14 protein-coding genes are annotated in these 18,322 nt (G+C 44.0%); 12 read left to right on the top strand and 2 right to left on the bottom strand.

Features of this window, described 5'->3' with window-relative positions:
* Positions 1-50: 50 nt before the first annotated feature.
* Complete coding sequence (locus tag FCL46_RS19735; protein ID WP_136805839.1) at positions 51-1,166, bottom strand: tyramine oxidase subunit B; 1,116 nt, start codon at positions 1,164-1,166, stop codon at positions 51-53.
* 1,017 nt (positions 1,167-2,183) lie between these two features.
* On the opposite strand from FCL46_RS19735, the gene FCL46_RS19730 reads away from it, so the two are divergent.
* From FCL46_RS19730 to ald, 6 genes are all read left to right on the top strand, one after another.
* Positions 2,184-3,176, top strand: a complete 993-nt coding sequence (locus FCL46_RS19730; protein ID WP_420811286.1) for a TRAP transporter substrate-binding protein — start codon at positions 2,184-2,186, stop codon at positions 3,174-3,176.
* 389 nt (positions 3,177-3,565) lie between these two features.
* Complete coding sequence (locus FCL46_RS19725) at positions 3,566-4,138, top strand: TRAP transporter small permease (protein WP_136805837.1); 573 nt, start codon at positions 3,566-3,568, stop codon at positions 4,136-4,138.
* A 21-nt stretch (positions 4,139-4,159) separates the two neighbouring features.
* On the top strand, positions 4,160-5,500 hold the full coding sequence (locus FCL46_RS19720; RefSeq protein WP_136805836.1) for a TRAP transporter large permease: 1,341 nt from the start codon (positions 4,160-4,162) through the stop codon (positions 5,498-5,500).
* Between the two features lie 622 nt (positions 5,501-6,122).
* Positions 6,123-7,901: a sulfoacetaldehyde acetyltransferase gene (gene xsc / locus FCL46_RS19715; RefSeq protein ID WP_136806081.1), complete on the top strand. Its 1,779-nt coding sequence runs from the start codon at positions 6,123-6,125 to the stop codon at positions 7,899-7,901.
* Between the two features lie 337 nt (positions 7,902-8,238).
* On the top strand, positions 8,239-9,633 hold the full coding sequence (locus FCL46_RS19710; RefSeq protein ID WP_136805835.1) for an aminotransferase family protein: 1,395 nt from the start codon (positions 8,239-8,241) through the stop codon (positions 9,631-9,633).
* 116 nt (positions 9,634-9,749) lie between these two features.
* The gene (gene ald / locus FCL46_RS19705) at positions 9,750-10,862 is read left to right on the top strand and encodes an alanine dehydrogenase (RefSeq protein WP_136805834.1); all 1,113 of its coding nucleotides are present in this window, start codon (positions 9,750-9,752) and stop codon (positions 10,860-10,862) included.
* Between the two features lie 277 nt (positions 10,863-11,139).
* Here ald and FCL46_RS19700 read toward each other — a convergent pair whose 3' ends face one another.
* The gene (locus FCL46_RS19700) at positions 11,140-11,817 is read right to left on the bottom strand and encodes a GntR family transcriptional regulator (protein ID WP_136805833.1); all 678 of its coding nucleotides are present in this window, start codon (positions 11,815-11,817) and stop codon (positions 11,140-11,142) included.
* A 1,440-nt stretch (positions 11,818-13,257) separates the two neighbouring features.
* Here FCL46_RS19700 and FCL46_RS19695 point away from each other — a divergent pair.
* The 6 genes from FCL46_RS19695 to FCL46_RS19675 all read left to right on the top strand — a co-directional run bounded on the left by FCL46_RS19695 (position 13,258) and on the right by FCL46_RS19675 (position 18,028).
* Entirely contained in the window at positions 13,258-13,431 is a 174-nt protein-coding gene (locus tag FCL46_RS19695) for a DUF3553 domain-containing protein (protein WP_136805832.1), read from the top strand.
* Between the two features lie 166 nt (positions 13,432-13,597).
* Positions 13,598-13,861 (top strand): hypothetical protein, encoded by a 264-nt coding sequence (locus FCL46_RS19690; protein WP_136805831.1) that lies wholly within the window; start codon positions 13,598-13,600, stop codon positions 13,859-13,861.
* 152 nt (positions 13,862-14,013) lie between these two features.
* The gene (locus FCL46_RS28505; RefSeq protein ID WP_267313641.1) at positions 14,014-14,136 is read left to right on the top strand and encodes a hypothetical protein; all 123 of its coding nucleotides are present in this window, start codon (positions 14,014-14,016) and stop codon (positions 14,134-14,136) included.
* 689 nt (positions 14,137-14,825) lie between these two features.
* Entirely contained in the window at positions 14,826-16,013 is a 1,188-nt protein-coding gene (locus FCL46_RS19685; protein ID WP_136805830.1) for an anaerobic nitric oxide reductase flavorubredoxin, read from the top strand.
* Between the two features lie 619 nt (positions 16,014-16,632).
* Positions 16,633-17,445: a ZIP family metal transporter gene (locus FCL46_RS19680; RefSeq protein ID WP_136805829.1), complete on the top strand. Its 813-nt coding sequence runs from the start codon at positions 16,633-16,635 to the stop codon at positions 17,443-17,445.
* 10 nt (positions 17,446-17,455) lie between these two features.
* Positions 17,456-18,028, top strand: coding sequence for a pentapeptide repeat-containing protein (locus FCL46_RS19675; protein WP_136805828.1), 573 nt, complete (start codon positions 17,456-17,458; stop codon positions 18,026-18,028).
* Positions 18,029-18,322 lie beyond the last annotated feature (294 nt).

Here is an 18,322-nt window from a genome sequence, read left to right as displayed (position 1 = left end):
CATTTGTTAAACCAAGTACTTATTGGTGTTTCGTATGATTGTCAGAAAACTTATACGCGATATGGTTGATCCCACATTACGAGATCCTGGCCGATACCTTTTTCTACTGCGTTCTCATAAACATGCATTGCCCAGGCGATATCCTGAAGGATCATACCGTTGGAGATAAAGTATCTGCGCTTGTCACTTGCTCTGTCTATTTTGGCAATGCCTGCAGCGATTTTGCCAAGGTCGTGGATGTCGCTCTCTTGGATGTCACCGCTGTCAACAAGGTTATGCAGCTGAATATGCGGGATGGCACGCTCATCTTCAGGGAGCATGAGGCCTTCGATTTTGTAGGTCTTCTGCATTTCCCAGCTGTCTGGAACAATGTAGGCGCTGCGCAGGTAGGATTCTTCTACGTTGGCGCGGCCGGGAAGGGTGAGAAGAGAACCTTCTTTTAACATTATGTCTTCAAAGAGCGGGGTGTGATCACCTGAAATGGCTGATGTGATGACATCCTGGCCTTTGACTGCATCTTCGAAGCTGTCGACTACTGTCATGTCGATATTATGTCGTTCGCCAAGTTCTTCACAGAACGTGCTGGCAGCTTCTTTATTGATATCAAAGACGGAAACTTTCTTAAGGGACGGTACAGCTTTTACGATGGCATCGGTGCAGAACTTAGAGATAGGGCCTGCTGCAATGACACCAAGGGTTTCACTGTCTTCACGTGCGAGGTAGCGTGCGCTTAAACCAACAACAGCGCCGGTTCTCATGCCGCTTAAGATGTTGGCTTCCATGAGTGCCAGAGGGCGTGCCGTTTCCGCATCGTTAATGGTCATAGTAAGGATAGAGCGGGGAAGGCCGTGGTTCTTCGGGTTGTTAACATTGGAACCGTACCATTTGTTTCCGCAAACCTTGAAACGTCCGCCAAGATAACCGGGCAGAGACATAAAGCGTTGATCAGGGCCGCCTTTAGGCATGCCCTCAAATTTCGGTTCTTTAGGGAACCAAACACGCTGACCATGGGAATTTCTGGTGGATCCGCCCATCACATAGTCACCAACACCGAGCAGCTTAAATGCTTCATCCATAAGGTCAATACACTGACTCATATCGGTGACACCTGCTTCGATCATGTCTTTTTGGGAGAGAAACTTCATTGCGAGTCTGGAAGATGACATCAAGACCTCCTGGAGAAAAAAAAAGGATATATTCAAGCGTATAAAAACCAAATCACTGTATCTGATATATCACATATTAGACATCTGTCAAGAAGATAGAATGTGCCAAAAATGATGATGATTAAGCACATTTCAAAAAGTTAGCGGGAAATGCGCTGAGTTTACGAGACGAGTAAAACAAAACTGTAAGATCTGAAAACAGTGATTGGGCATCTGGTTGAAGTCATCACAACATAGTTAGGAGGGGAGTACGTGGAAAACGTTATAAAACGGAGTGGCAGTAGTAATGTAAGCGAATGTAATAGTGTGCTAAACGTGTTGGTCGGTGGGGGGGATTACACTAATGTGTGGTAAATACTCCTCCGTTTTCACGAAAATGTAAAAGATGCAATCAGGGCTGAAGCAATAAAAAAACGTAAGTGACTTAATCGCTGTTAATTATGCAAAAAAAATCACACTGGCATGACATTTGATATGGTGTTTTCAGCTGCAGTTTGATGAATTGATTACCTGCAAGAGTGCGTTGTATCGGAATGAAGTTCGGAAAAAAGCAGTATTATTGAGAGGTTTGTAGAATGTCTGTGAAAGAGGGGTGGGGATCTTGGTGATGAAATCTGTAATGAAAAAATAACGGATTAATAATGAGCCATTTTCATGGTAGTTGTTGCAGGAAAGCATCACAGTGTAGCATAGTCGATCAGGTAAGGAAATAGAGATCGCATTTCGCTGGTATTTTTTTTATTTTTCCAGCTGAAATAACGTTTCTTTAACCAATTAGCAGGCATTTGTGTTGACAATTTCCCCGTGGTATTATAGCCCTCATACGTCCGCAACTGATATTTCAGACATCAGGTATCAGACGTCAGGGTGCTGGTTGCAGGTGGATGTATAATGTTATTCTACTCTCGGCAGTGAGTTTATTCGGTCTGGTGATTAGGGTCTGAGGAGGATCGTAATCACCGAAAGTGTGTAGGTGCACACAACAAAAAACAAAGAGGTTTTAGCATGGCAGTCAAAATGAAAAGCATTAAACCAGTAATTGTAGCAGCCGCAATGTTTCTTGCATTCAGTACCCAGGTAGTGCAGGCAAAAACATTTAAGATGGCTCTTGGCGATGCTCAGGGCGGTACACAGTATGCAATGGGTGAGAAATTCGCTGAACTGTTTACGGCCAAAACTGGCGGAAAGCACAAAATAAGCATGTTCCCTAATGGCCAGCTTGGTAGCGAGCAGGACACAATTAACGATGCTTCAATGGGAACGCTTGATTTTTCTGTCCTGGCAATTAATAACATCACTCCGTTTTCCCCAACAGTAGGTGTTCTGACTCTCCCGTATGTTATCCAGAGTCTTGATGAGGCTGTAACACTCACACGAGGTGATGTTGGTAAAGAACTTATTGAGAACACTATTCGTGATTCTGGCGTGCGTATTGTAGGCTGGGCATACTCAGGTTTTCGCGTACTCACCAACTCCAAAAAGCCCGTTAAAACAGTTGAAGACCTCCAGGGCCTTGTAATTCGTGTACCTAAAAATGAGATAATGATCGCGACTTACCAGGCGTGGGGAGTAAACCCTACCCCTATGGCATGGTCTGAGACCTTCACCGGTCTGCAGCAGGGTGTTGTCCACGGTCAGGACAACCCATATATCACCAACGCTGCAATGAAGTTTTACGAAGTGCAGAAATACATCACCAACATCCGTTATATCTTCTCTCTTGAGCCGCTTGTAGTCAGTGAGTCTGTATTCCAGGACCAGAAGCCAGCGGTACAGAAAGCTATTCTTGAAGCAGGTCATGAGGCTACACTGTTCGCTGAGCAGTACCTGAGAGACACTGAAGATAAAATTAAGGTAGACCTGGCTGCAAAGGGTATGGAGATTTCCGATCCTGCAGATGGCGAGAAAGAATGGATCGAAAAAGCCACAACAGCAGTATGGCCAAAATACTACGACAGTATTGGTGGTAAAGAGAAACTTGATCATATATTGCAGCTGCTTGGTAGATAAGTTGGCCAGTTGCAGGAAATATGCAGGTTCGCCTGGATTTCTCATCAGTAGAATTTCTCGCAGGTCTAGGCATAAGTCATGCTGCTGTAGTAAACTACCGCAAATGACGTGTAACGTTGTAACTGCCTAAAGAGCTGATGAGAAATCTGGGTTAGAGAATAACCTGCATAAGGGAAGACTATCAGGGAATAGGTCCTCCCAGGCGTGAGTTTTACGAGTCTCCTTGTCTTTGCGGCGTGAGTCAAACATCCCGGAAGTGGTTGCATTAAAAGTGTGACGACTTCCGGTTGCCTGTAATAAACGATCATCTGCACAACTGGTATACTGAGAACTTTCATCTGGCCTGCTACAGATAAAACGAATTACCTCCCACGATTGAGGAGCCTTGCATGAAGCTGCAATCACTGTTCAAAAAGCTATTCAACAACATCGAAAGTTATATTTGCCGTTTGCTTTTGGTGATGTTCGTAACCCTTTTATTTGTGCAGATCATACTGCGCGGTGTATTTGGTTATTCGGTATCATGGATAGAAGAGTTATCCACCTATATGTTTGTCTGGTTTGCGTATTTTGGCGCAAGTCATGCTGCAAAAATGTCTGCCCATAACCGGGTGACTTTTCAGTTTAAACCATTTCCCAAGATTGTCGCGACTATATGTGAGTTCATCGCAGACATGATCTGGGTAGCATTCAATCTCTACTTTGTATACCTCAGTTACGATTTCGTTTTCAATAAGATGAACCTGTTCTGGAAATCCCAGACTCTCGGAGTACCAATGAAGTATTTTTATGTGGTATTGCCGATAGCTTTTGCACTCATGACTGTTCGGGTCCTGCAGGTCAATTATCTCAAATTATTTAAAGGTGTTGATATCCGTGATCCTGACTCATGTGAGTTGGAAGGTACTATGGAGATCATGGCGGATGATAAGCCGTCGGCACCAATCGGAAACAACAAATAAAATTGATCTGAGGACTTTCTCATGGATACGAATGTAGTCTGGATTTTATTCGGCGCTTTCCTGGGTCTCTTGTTACTCGGGTCGCCTATTACGGTTTCGCTTGGTGTGTCGGCTATGGCAGCCTTCATGTACCTCGACGAGAACCCTATTAAACTTGTTCAAATTGCCTTTCGGTCAGTTGGTTCTTTCCCTTTGATGGCGCTTCCTGCTTTTATTCTGGCTGGTGCGTTAATGGAGGCGTCCGGCGTATCGCGAAGGCTTGTTAAGATTGCTGAAACTTTTGCAGGGCCGGTGACTGGTGGTCTTGGTGCTGCAACTGTATTTGCCTGTATCTTTTTCGGCGCAATCTCAGGGTCAGGACCGGCTACCACCGCAGCAGTTGGTATGTTAATGATTCCTGCTATGGTGAATCGTGGGTATGATCGTGGTTATGCATCGGCAATTACGGCATCATCAGGTGGCTTGGGCGTTATTGTTCCGCCTTCAATCCCGATGGTCATTTTCGGTATTTCCGGAATGGGCATGCAGGCTCCGGCTGAGGCAGTGGCAAAATATGGTGAGTTTCAGTCGCTATCAATCCCTAAACTGTTTATCGCCGGTTTCCTGCCCGCATTACTGATTGCAACGTGTGTACTTGTCGTCAATTACTTTCGTAGTAAAAAACGCGGATACACTGGTATTACAGACAAATGGTCCTTTGGTGAAATGGCTGGGGCCATGAAAAGCGGTATCTGGTCTGTGCTTGCACCGCTTATTATTCTCGGTGGCATCTACACAGGTTTGTTTACGCCGACAGAATCTGCAGTAGTTGCAATTTTCTACACGATGTTCGTTGGTATTTTTCTGCATAAAGAGCTTAAACTTAAAGAGTTCTTTCATTCGCTGGAAACAACAACCTGGATTACCGGTCGAGTTTTGCTCATTCTGTTTACCGCGACCGTTTTCGGCAGACTGCTTGTTGAGAACGAAATTCCAGCTATCGTTGCTGAGCAGTTGCTTGCCTTTACAGATAATATGTATCTTATCTGGGCGCTTATTATCGGCTTTTTGCTCTTTGTCGGTATGTTCATGGAGACGCTTGCAACCATTATGATTCTTACCCCGGTTCTTCTGCCAATCATGTATTCTCTTGGTGTTGATCCAGTTCACTTCGGTGTAGTCATGGTTGCAACGCTGGCTATCGGCTTTCAGACACCGCCGCTGGGTGAGAATTTATTTGTCGCTTCAGGTATTGGCGGGGCCTCGATCGAGAGAATATCGGTTAACGCAATTCCGTTTGCCATATTGTCGACGGTGGCTATCTTCCTGATTGCATTTTTTCCACAGATTTCCCTCTTTTTACCGGGACTCCTTGGGTATTGATAGAATCCTGACAGGCTCTCGATAGTGCATACCCTGAAGAGGTTGAGCAGCAACTTCTTCAGGGAAATGTGCTAAGCAGTTACGGGATAAAAACCTAGGAGGCTGTCCGAGAATAGGAATTTTGGTTAAAATCGAGACATTTTCTAAAAATAAGCACAGCCATATAGATGATATTGCGAGCATTATTTTTTGAAAATTCCGAAGAGTTTGGGCAGATAGCGTAGACTTCGAAAGGCCATTGTCGGACAGCCTCCTAGGAGTTATTGCAGCTCTGAGTTCTTTTACAGCTTGATTGGTAATGAACTTTTCAAGCGAAAAACAACACCATTCAGCCTCGTTTTTCACCTGAGAAAAGTCGCGAATAAACAACGACATGTGTAGGGTAGAAAAATAATTTCCAGTGAGAGTATAAATAGAGGCGGATTTTACTTGACTGTATCCTGATATCTGATATATCAGACACCAGAAGGACACGATTTGTACTCATTAACAGGTTGGACCAGATTAGGCTCTGAACAGTCCAACCTATTTAAAGACGTGGATGAGAAAACTGATCAAACACATTCGAGATCATTACGACTCATTCAACATGTAAAACATTAGGAGGTAGCAAATGGCCACTATGAAGATGACCACAGAAGAGGCTTTCATCAAAGTTCTTCAGATGCACGGTATTGAGCATGCTTTCGGTATTATCGGTTCTGCAATGATGCCGATCTCTGATCTTTTCCCTAAAGCTGGTATCAAGTTTTGGGACTGCGCTCACGAAGGTAACGCAGGTATGATGTCTGACGGTTACACCCGCGCATCCGGCAAAATGTCCATGATGATCGCTCAGAACGGCCCTGGTATCACTAACTTTGTTACTCCTGTAAAAACTGCATACTGGAACCATACTCCACTTCTGCTTGTTACCCCTCAGGCTGCTAACGCAACCATGGGTCAGGGTGGTTTTCAGGAAGTTGAGCAGATGGCATGCTTTAAAGATATGGTTGCATATCAGGAAGAAGTTCGCGACCCTCGTCGTGTAGCTGAGGTTCTGAACCGTGTAATCATGCAGGCTAAGCGCGCATCAGCTCCTGCACAGATCAACGTTCCTCGTGACTTCTGGACCCAGGTTATTGAGATTGAGCTTCCTGCAATCGTAGACTTCGAGCTTCCTTCCGGTGGCGAACAGGCACTTGAAAAAGCAGCTGAGCTTCTCTCTAATGCTAAATTCCCGGTTATCCTTAACGGTGCCGGTGTTGTAATCGGTGGCGCAATCAAAGATTCCATGGAACTCGCCGAGCGTCTTGATGCTCCGGTATGTTGCGGTTACCAGCACAACGATGCATTCCCTGGTAGCCATCCTCTTTCAACCGGACCTCTTGGTTACAACGGTTCTAAGGCAGGTATGGAGCTTATCGCTCAGGCTGATGTTGTTTTGGCACTCGGAACCCGTCTGAACCCATTCTCTACCCTTCCCGGTTACGGTATCGATTACTGGCCAAAGGACGCTGCTATCATCCAGGTTGACATCAACCCTGATCGTATCGGTCTCACCAAGCCTGTAACCGTTGGTATCGTTGGTGATGCGAAGAAAGTTGCTCAGGGAATCCTGGGACGTCTCTCCGCTACTGCAGGTGACACCAACCGTGAAGAGCGTAAAGCGACTATCGTTAAGACCAAAGCCAGCTGGGTTGAAGAACTTGCAACTCTGGTACACGAAGAAGATGATCCAGGTACCACCTGGAACGAGCGTGCACGTGATCGTGAGACCGAAAAAATGTCTCCACGTCAGGCCTGGCAGGCAATTAAAGCTGCAATGCCAGAAGGTGTAATTATTTCTGGTGATATCGGCAACAACTGCGCGATCGGTAACGCATACCCAACCTTCGAAGAAGGACGTAAGTACCTCGGACCTGGCCTTTTCGGACCATGCGGTTACGGTTTCCCCGCAATCTGTGGTGCTAAAGTTGCACAGCCTGACGTACCGGTAATAGGTATGGCTGGCGACGGCGCTTTCGGTATCTCCATGAACGAGATGGTTTCCTGCGGACGTGAAGACTGGCCAGCAGTTACCATGATCATTTTCCGTAACTACCAGTGGGGTGCTGAGAAGCGTAACACCACACTCTGGTACGCTGATAACTTCGTAGGTACAGAGCTTGACAAGAATGTAAGCTACGCTGGAATTGCTGAAGCTTGTGGTGTTAAAGGTGTTCAGGCTATCACCATGGACGAATTGACCACCAAACTGAAGCAGGCAGTTAAAGATCAGATGGAAAATGGAATCACCACCTTCGTTGAGGTTCTCCTGAATCAGGAGCTTGGCGAGCCTTTCCGTCGTGATGCTATGAAGGCACCGGTTGTTGTTGCTGGAATCAGCATCGACGATATGCGTCCTCAGAAAGGTGCATAAGGGATAGAATCATCCCTGCAATGCAGCTAGGAGGGTGTCGGGACGCGACACCCGATACCCTGCCTAGCACTTGAAGTCGCATAAACGTCGCGAAGCAGTAACACAACACATAACAGTTGAGTGGACCGAGGATGAATTCCGGTTGGACTGAACTGATTCATTACATGGCATTGAGTTAAAGGCTTGTTCGCATTGTTTATGGCGGCTCGGCTCTCTGTCTTCAAAAAAGAAACACGGTTTATGAATGGTGGTGGTAGTCGATTTGTAAGCATGATATCGGTTCGTTAATCGACTCTTACAGGCACTATCCGACACCGACATATAAGGGATCATGGTCATGGAAAAATATGATTGGCTAGCTTACGATGCAGACGAAATTGTTAAAGGCGATAAAGAGTACTTGTGGCATCACTTAAAGCCGCACAAAGTATTCGAATCCCAGGAACAGTTAATCATAGTTGAAGGTGAAGGCATCATGGTGAAAGATATCCGCGGACGTGAGTTCATGGATGTCACCTCCGGTGGTGTGTGGAGCATCATGGTTGGTTATGGTCGTGATTCCATAGCTGAAGCGGTTTGCGAGCAGTTAAAGAAAATGCCGTATTTTGCTGGTGTTTTTGGAAATGTACCAGCCATTAAGTTTGCTGAGAAGTTGCTTGAGAAACTGCCTCGCATGGATAAGGTTTACTTTTCCAATAGTGGTTCAGAAGCTAACGAGAAAGCATTCAAAATTGTTCGCCAGGCTTCCCGTATCGTTCCTGAGCGTGAAGGCAAATTCAAGATAATGTATCGCGATCGCGATTATCACGGTACTACCATCGGCGCAATGAGTGCCACAGGTCAACACGAGCGCAGGCATGACTTCGGTCCATTTCTGGATGGCTTTGTCGAATTTCCTCATTGCTCATGTTACCGCTGCCCATTTGATAAGACCTACCCAGAATGTAACATTGATTGTGCCCGTGTAATTGAAGATGTTATCGCTAAAGAGGGCGCAGATACCATCGGCGGCCTGATTGTTGAGCCAATCACTGCAGGCGGTGGCATCATTCCACCGGTACCAGAGTATTTCCCGATTGTTCAGGAAATCTGCAAAAAACACGACATCTGGTTGATTATGGATGAGGTCGTTTGTGGATTTGGCCGAACCGGTAAGTTCTGGGGACATGAGCAGTATGATGTTGACCCAGACATCATCACCATGGCTAAAGGTCTTGCAAGCTCATACGAGCCGCTTTCCGCCACTGTGGTTAAGCAACATGTATATGACTGCTTCCTCAATGATCCATCAGATCCTGAAAGACGATTGAATTATTTTCGAGACATCAGCACCTACGGTGGTTGCGCCGGTCCTATGGCTGCAGCACTTGAGTCGACCCGCATTATCGAGGAAGAAAATCTTGTCGAGAATTGCGAGGAAGTTGGTGCGTATCTGCTCGAAAAACTCATGGAATTAAAAGAATTACCGATTGTTGGTGATGTGCGCGGTAAAGGTCTGTTCTGCGGTATTGAATTTGTCCGCGACAAAGCCACCAAAGAACCTATTTCTGAAGCAGAAATGGCGAAACTCATGGGGAGTGTCATGGCCGAGAATGTTATTGTCGGCAGGACCAATTCAAGTTTCTCAGGCCTGAATACAGTTATGAATTTTGCGCCATCCCTCATCATCACCAAAGAGCAGGTGGATAGAGTGGTAGCAGCAGTACGTAAAGCAATCGAAAAGGGTATCTAAGTCAGGCACCTATTGCTATTGACTTACATCGCCAGGCAACCAGACAATCTGATCAGGGCTGTACAACCTGAAAGACAGCTCTGATCAACGAACGCAGTATCTATGGAGACAGTAAAATGAAAGTTGGAATCTTAAAAGAAATCAAAGTACTCGAAAAACGTGTGTGTATGGTTCCTTCCGGTGCTGCAACAATGATTGCAAACGGACACCAGGTTGTAGTTGAAACCAATGCAGGCGCTGGCGCAGGTTATCCTGATGCTGATTATGTAGCCGCGGGAGCTACCGTTGCTGAGACTGCTGCACAGGTATATGCTGATTGCGACATGGTAATGCATGTTAAAGAGCCGCAGCCTTCAGAATACGACATGATCCGTGAAGATCAGATTGTTTTTACTTACCTGCACCTTGCAGCGGATGAGCAGCAGACCCGCGGTCTGATAAAAGCTAAATCCATCAACATCGCTTACGAAACCATCGAGAAAGAAGACGGATCCCTGCCACTGCTCGTGCCTATGAGTGAAGTAGCAGGCCGTATGGCTGCTCAGGAAGGTGCAAAGTATCTTGAGATGCCTGAAGGCGGTCGTGGTGTTCTGCTTGGTGGTGTAAAAGGTGTTGCACCAGCTACCGTGGTTGTAATCGGTGGTGGTGTTGTAGGTATCAATGCAGCAAAAATGGCGTGTGGACTCGGCGCTCAGGTGTACATGCTCGATACCAACCTTGAAAGACTTGCATACCTTGATGATGTTATGCCTGCTAACTGCTTCCCGGTTATGTCCAATCCTGCAATCCTGAAAGAGTATGTAACCAAAGCAGACGTAGTTATCGGCGCTGTTCTCATCCCGGGTGCGAAGGCTCCAAAGCTTGTTACCAGAGAGATGATTGCAGAAATGAAAGAAGGCGCTGTTGTAGTTGATGTTGCTATCGATCAGGGCGGTTGTTTCGAGACCTCAAAAGCTACCACACACGCTGATCCTACCTACGTTGTAGACGGCGTTGTTCACTACTGTGTTGCTAACATGCCTGGTGCAGTTGCACGTACATCTACCGCAGCACTCACCAATGCAACCCTCCCTTATGCTGTAGAGATTGCAAACAAGGGCTGGAAAAAAGCAATGCAGGAAAATACAGAAATTGCGCTGGGTGCAAATGTTATCCAGGGTAAGGTTACCTATGAAGCAGTTGCAGAGGCGTTCGGGCTTGAATATGTTCCAGTGAGTAATTTCCTCTAATAGAGACCATTTCAGGGTAGCGGTCTCCGGCTACCCTGAAAATTTCATTAGTAGAATCTTCACTTCTGTGTCAGATTTCTCTCCCTGAATTTCGGCATCGCCCTGCTGCCATTCTGCAAAAACACCCTGTCCGTTACTCATAACGGTGCAGGGTGTTTTTGTGTGCAGGCATAAGAATAGCTGCTGAGTTTCAGTGGTAATTACCTAATAGAAAGAGGGGCAGATAACGTGTGTTATCTGCCCCTCTTTAATGTCAATGTAATGGCTGGATGAGCTGCTATTTGACTGGCTCACCTTCCATGTTATAGAATTTCCGGATGAAATCTTCCTGGAATTCGAATGACCAATGTTGTTCCTGCATAATTTTACCTGCAAGTTCCCCATTGCCGTCTTTAAGATAAGCGATAAACTGACTGTGCTCCTCGCAGTTTCTCAGTTCCCAGTCACGAATATAATTCTGTCGGGGGAAGTCATATAATCTGTGCTTGATTGGAAGAATAAACTTTTTCAGCGGTTCGTTATCAGAGATGTCCAGGTAGGTATGGTGGAATTCAAGGTTGGCTTCAAACAGGTCTGAGAAGTCATCTTTCTCGATATCCAAGATCATCTTCTTATTAAGTTTTTCAAGCTGCCTGATATGGGCGGATGTGAATTTGTCTATACAGTCTTTGACGATAAATGCTTCAACCAGGCCAATGGCATCGTAGGCATTTTTCACATCCTGGATGTGTAGTGGATTTACCCGAACGCCTCTCCGTGGAAGGATGGTTACAAAACCTTCTAATTCCAGGTGGATGAGTGCATCCCGCAAAGGGGTCTTGCTTATACCTAACTGTTTAGCGATCTCGCCGATATTGATGGTTGAACCGGGAAGTAAATCGCCAAGGTTCATCTGTTTGCGCAAATATGTGTATACTTGTTCACTAAGAGATGAAACCTGTAATTCTCCTGCCATTATATTCCTCTTAAATTATCCTGTATTGGTGAATTTTTGGGTGTGAACCATTTTTATTAAACTATTCAATCGCTACTGTCAAGCAACAGAAATTCTTCTGAATCGCTGTAATAGCGGGAGATTGAAGAGGATGTGCAGTGATGTTTTGCCGAAGTTACATGATAGATTGCCTGTAAGGTTTATGCTGACGTTTTACCATAGTGTGAGTAGATGTATTTTATGGCGAGAATCTGGTTGGTTATGTAGGGAAATTGTCACATCCTCGCTTGGGTATTACATGATTATTGCTGTTTAACTGCCATGTCGGCATTTTTTCCTCTATCTATGAGAAAATTCTTATTATCGGACAAGCGATCCTGGATGGTCAAACATATTGTTAATGGTATTCGGGGAAATGAGGAAACCTTGGTAGTGGATGTGATTTCGAAGGCAAGGCCCTTAAGTCAGTCCATTACTGAAAAGTACACGTTTAATCATATGAAGCCAGGGGCTAAGGCCATATATGAAAAGGCCCTAGGAGGCTGTCCGACAATGGCCTTTTGCCCAAACTCTTCGGAATTTTCAAAAAATAATGCTCGCAGATAAGCGAATGAAATGAGACTTCGATATCATCTATATGGCTGTGCTTATTTTTTGTAAATGTCTCGATTTTAACCAAAATTCCTATTCTCGGACAGCCTCCTAGACAAAAGCCCGCGACATACTAAAAAACTCAAACCGACGCCATTGTTTGATGAAGTATGCTCTCAATTGAGAGGAATTGTTTCAGATGAAGAAGCGGAGATTGAAGAAGATACGCTGCGCTCAAAATTAGATGAAAAGTAACAGATTTTCAGGAGGAGTTGTTGATAGTTTTTCATAACAACTGGTATGAAAAGCGTTCTAAGGAAGGTTCGTGGATCATTTTTTGTGCAAATTGTGATTTTTCAGTTTGAGTTTGAAAAAAAGAATATGCACTTATTTTTGTAAATACAGTAATATAGTTGCCTGTCATGTTCTCTTTCTCAGAAAAAGAGGGCAAAAAATCTCTTTAAGACGTATAATTTAAAAGTTATCACTAAGCTCAAATAGCTCGTTTCCATTCTCAAACCAATCTTTTGCTCAAGCTCAATGTTGTGTGTCATATTTTATCTTCAAAGACAACTCAAGACTTTTGAGTCGACTAAATGTCCGAGGTAAAATCACTCCACATATCGAATTTGAACACATATTTTGTTTGAAGAATGCAAACTCATGTTGAGCGATTTCTTATCAAAGACCGCAAACTCTTTATCTTTTTTTTATTTTTGTCTTTATCAGGACAATTCCATACAGTAAATACAATCGCGAATTGTACTGTCATTTCAGTTGTCTGAATCTTTCAGTCGTGTTGTATCTGAAGATGAGTAGCGGTCGCACATTTTCCCAAGACAGTTTGTTAAATATTTCCAGGAGGTTACGATGGCAATAGCTATTTTACGTGCAGGCGAAAACGTTCGACACAATAAAAAGGCGGAGTGGGGAATAGGAAAAATTATCTCGATAGAAAAGGGCGGCGCAATTAGAGTCGTCTTTGAAGGGAATAAAAACGTGTCGATAGCTAAAGGTGCGAATTTTTTAGTTAAAGCATCTTGATCCTGGGGCAGTAGGCGTTATCCTGATTCAACATATAGATATCAAACAGATGATTTGTTTAGCCTTCATGTGTTGAACAGGAAGTTGTATTGAGTATTTTCAGAGATATTCTCGACAGTCAATATGTCTCATTACTATAAAGAAAAACGATAATTGGAGGTGTTTTTTGGAAACTGTAGTTAAGAAGTGGTTTCGCGATAAGGAATCAGGATTTCTCGAGAATGGTGGTGGAGGAGATATACTTGTTCGCAAAGCTGACCTTGTCGGCTGTCAGTTTTTAAAAGTTGGAGTGACTGTCGAATTTGAATGTCATCGTCACAAAGACGGTTTAATTGCCAAGAAAGTAAAACTTTCAAGACAGAATAAAACAAACAGGCAGAACCAAGGCAATAAGAGCACTAAAGAATTTCGTTTTGGTGTTATGACATAAAGAGAAATATCCCTGAATAGTTTTTATTGTGATCTCTTCCTCATCACATGGCTATGAATCTGTAATACACTCTGTTGAAATCAGAACTGATATTTGCCTTCTCATGAATGTGTAAACGTCGTCGTGTTTGGACCGGTTTCTCACGAGACCGCATGACACAACATCGCGGCGGTTTTTCTGTTTTTGACGGTTCGGCGTATGGATCCCGTATCTACATGTATTTGAATATCTTGCAGATGAACATGATGGAAATCTACTTCGTCATGGTTGTCTAAGCTCGCTTTGCAGATGTCCATGGGATCGTTACATCTATGACGATTCCATTATAAAATGGATCTGCTAAAGGGCATTGTCGCTCATTTTTTTATAGAATCAGTTATCACCGGGTCGATTTTTTTTCACTCGTAATAATAGCACTTAATTCTATCTAACTTCTCCAATCTTTTATTATAGTTCCCTCCTGCCGGTAGCCGATAGTCTTCGTACATAATAGACTACCTTGACTGCCATACTTCGCCATACTTCGATCACTACGTGTTATCCAGCTGAAATCTCTTTACTCATTGTTGTTTGATATATGACGTTGTTGTCATTTAAACAACGTGCTTGAGTTGTATAAATGACTCTTCGCCGCATAATTGTCTGAAAATATACACTAATATATTTGGCATTATGATTGCTATACCCAGTGTGCAGGGATGAAAACCTTCACTGACAACAGGTCTGGTAGTCGTATTTTCGGAAAGCAGATACGTTTGCCGGCACCACGGGGCATGCACATTCATACCTTTACTTTTTATCTCGGGTCCGTTGCGTATAATACAAGAGACTGCTTCGGATTGATTCAGGTCAAAAGTAACCCGTAATAGTTCGTGAGATGCAGTGGGAATCTAAAGTATGAATCTTGTGTCTCTTTCGGCTGTTGTGTTGAATCAGCATAAAACTATACAAGGAGAATAGGATAATGAGTTTTAAAGTAAAAAATAATATCCATTGGGTGGGAAAGATCGACTGGGAGCTGCGGAAGTTCCATGGTGACGAATATTCAACCCATAAGGGCTCTTCGTATAACTCATACCTGATCAAAGAAGAAAAAACAGTCCTGATAGATACTGTCTGGGGGCCATATGCAAAAGAGTTTGTGGATAATCTCCGGCAGGAAATTGATTTGAACAAAATTGATTATATCATTTCAAGCCATGCCGAAAATGATCACAGCGGAGGATTGCCTGAATTGATGCAGCATATTCCTGATGTTCCTGTTTACTGCACAGGAAACGGCGTAAAGTCACTTAAAGGGATTTACAATCAGGATTGGAATTTTCATGTCGTTAAAACAGGAGACAAACTGAGTCTTGGTGACAAAGAGCTGATTTTTGTTGAGGCTCCAATGCTGCATTGGCCTGACAGTATGTTTACCTACCTGACTGGAGACGAGATCTTGTTTTCGAATGACGGTTTTGGCCAGCATTATGCTTCAGAGCATATGTTTAATGATCGTGTTGATCAGGCTGAGTTGTATGCAGAATGCATTAAATATTATGCCAATATCCTTACACCGTTCAGCCCTATGGTCATTCGTAAAATCAAGGAAGTGCTGGGTTTTAACCTGCCACTTGATATGATTTGTACAAGCCATGGTGTTATCTGGCGGGACAACCCGGCACAAATAGTTCATAAATATCTCGAATGGGCAGACAGTTACCAGGAAAACCAGATCACTATCCTTTACGACACAATGTGGGAAAACACACGGGTTATGGCCGAGCAGATCGCTGAAGGCATAATTCGGGAAGATGATGCGGTAACGGTTAAGCTCTTTAATCTTGCCAAGACCGACAAGAATGACGTGATCACTGAGATTTTTAAATCAAAGGCGATATTGCTGGGTTCTTCAACAGTGAATAATGGCATACTCGTCGCAGTTGCCGGGCTTATTGAAGAAGTGAAGGGGATGAAGTTCAAAAATAAGAAAGCCGGTGCTTTTGGTAGCTATGGCTGGAGTGGTGAGTCTGTAAAAATCCTCTCTGAAAGACTGGTTGACTGTGGCTTTGAGGTTGTTGATAAAGGGCTGCGTGTCAATTGGGCACCAAACGACGAAAGCAAGAAAGAATGTCGGGAGTATGGACGAAACTTTGTGCAGAGTGTGTAGAATTATCCTTACCAGTACACCATCTGCTCAAACGTTAAAGGCGTGGTAGTGAAAATGAAAAAATCTGCTCCATTTAATGGTGCGGAAAAAACTTCAAAGAGTAGTTGACGGTGATGTGAATCGACGATAGGATAATACATATGTAGAAAATGTATTACTGCTTAATTCCTGAAGTGCGCCGATCCGGCAATGTGGCAGTACCTCCTCTACCTGGTTTCTGCCAACTGTCACATTGCCGATGTTCTTTTGTTTTTGACCAGATCAAAGCTAAGATTGCAAAAACTCAGATCTCGGAGTTGTGTTCCTCACTTATTCAGTGATAGAAATGAACACCCAGTCGTTTCCGCTTCCCCTCTAAAAAACACATATTGTTTGATTTCAATATATTAATCGTATTTCGCGGTGTTTGTGGGTACGTCTTTTTTCTTACGGTTTTCCGTTTGAAAGCTTTGTGCTTTTGAGGCACTAATCTCTGTTGTATCATCAGATTAAATCATGGTATCCTTTGAGGAAAGTACGTAATTCATCCCGTTATTTCAGAAGAGTACTACAGGTTACATATTGACAGAATAACCTGTTCCCTGTGGCAGAATCGCGCTAATTCACGAAGGAGAATAAAATGGTTCAGTGGTTTCTTGAGCTTTCACCAATTATGCAGGCTTTGCTCGGTACGTGTTTTACCTGGTTTATGACAGCTCTGGGGGCCGGGTTGGTCTTCTTTTTTAAAGAGATCGATAGAAAAGTAATGGATGGCATGCTTGGTTGTGCAGCCGGGGTTATGATAGCTGCAAGTTTCTGGTCTTTGCTTGCACCGGCGATCAGTATGGTAGAAGCATCGGGCGGTATTCCCTGGGTTCCGCCGCTTATCGGTTTTTTAGGTGGTGGATTTTTCCTCTGGGGTGTTGATAAAATTTTGCCTCATGTGCATCCCGGGTTTCCAACCAGTGAAGCAGAAGGTGTTAAAACGAGTTGGCAGCGCTCTATTTTACTGGTGCTAGCTATAACCTTACATAATATCCCTGAGGGGCTGGCAGTGGGTGTGGCCTTTGGTGCTGCTGCATCGGGTAATTCTGCCGCAACAATTGGAGCGGCAATTGCTTTGGCTGTTGGTATTGGATTGCAGAACTTTCCTGAAGGTGCTGCCGTGTCCGTGCCCCTGAGGCGCGAGGGGTTGTCTCGTAGAAAAAGTTTTATGTATGGCCAGCTTTCAGGAGCGGTCGAGCCTATTGCCGGTGTTATTGGCGCTGCGCTGGTTATTGTCATGCAGCCAATTTTGCCGTATGCACTTTCTTTTGCAGCGGGCGCAATGATCTATGTAGTTGCTGAAGAACTCATCCCTGAGTCGCAGGCAATGAAACACTCTGATATAGCGACAATAGGTGTTATGGGTGGTTTTGCCCTCATGATGACACTGGATGTCGCGCTCGGTTGAGATGGTAATAATGAGCGACACACTGATTGAAGACGAGGAATTTGAACAAATAGCGTTCACCAGAACAGATGTATTGGCTTCAGAGTATGAAAGCTGCACTTTCCGTGGATGTGATTTCAGTAGGTGTGATCTCTCAAATATCGTGTTTATAGATTGTCAGTTTGAGACCTGTAACTTTAGCAATTCCACCATTAGCAATACCTCGCTCAATGACGTGAGATTTCATAGCTGCAAACTTCTCGGGGTTGCATTCTCGCAATGTAACCCCTTTGTTGTTTCACTCTATTTTCAAGAGTGTGATTTGAGTATGGCATCCTTTTACGACCTTAAGCTGAAAGGTACCGAGTTCAGGGAGTGCAGGCTCCATGATGTCGATTTCATTCAGGCCGATCTTACGCGTGCGGTGTTTGATAATTGTGATCTGCGTGGTGCCACGTTCGGGAGAACCACTCTGATATCTGCTGATTTCAGAACGTCGATAAACTACTCCATAGATCCTGAAGGAAACCGGGTAAAGAATGCCAGGTTTTCAATTTTCGGTCTTGCCGGTCTGCTCGAAAAGTACAACATTCGTATTGAGTGAATTTTCATCTCTATCTGTATATTCATCAGGCAATTTCATTTCTGCACACTATTTTCCCGACTATGTAGCTGTTTCAGTAAATCGTGTATTTCTTACTATGTTCTAAATATCAGGATGTTCTGCGTTCTTCCTGGGGGTAAATTCGTAGCTGAGTATAGTATATAGTCTATACGGTATATACTATATTGTTCATGCTGAAATATCTGATGAATGGTACCTGGAATGGGTTCTTTTGAGCTATTTATGCTTGAATTCGCGAAATGCCAGAAAAACGAATTAAGAGTATTTTTGAAC

Source organism: Desulfosediminicola flagellatus, assembly GCF_005116655.2.
Classification (GTDB): Bacteria; Desulfobacterota; Desulfobulbia; order Desulfobulbales; family Desulfocapsaceae; genus Desulfopila; species Desulfopila flagellata.
This window is presented reverse-complemented; position numbering and strand designations above follow the sequence as displayed.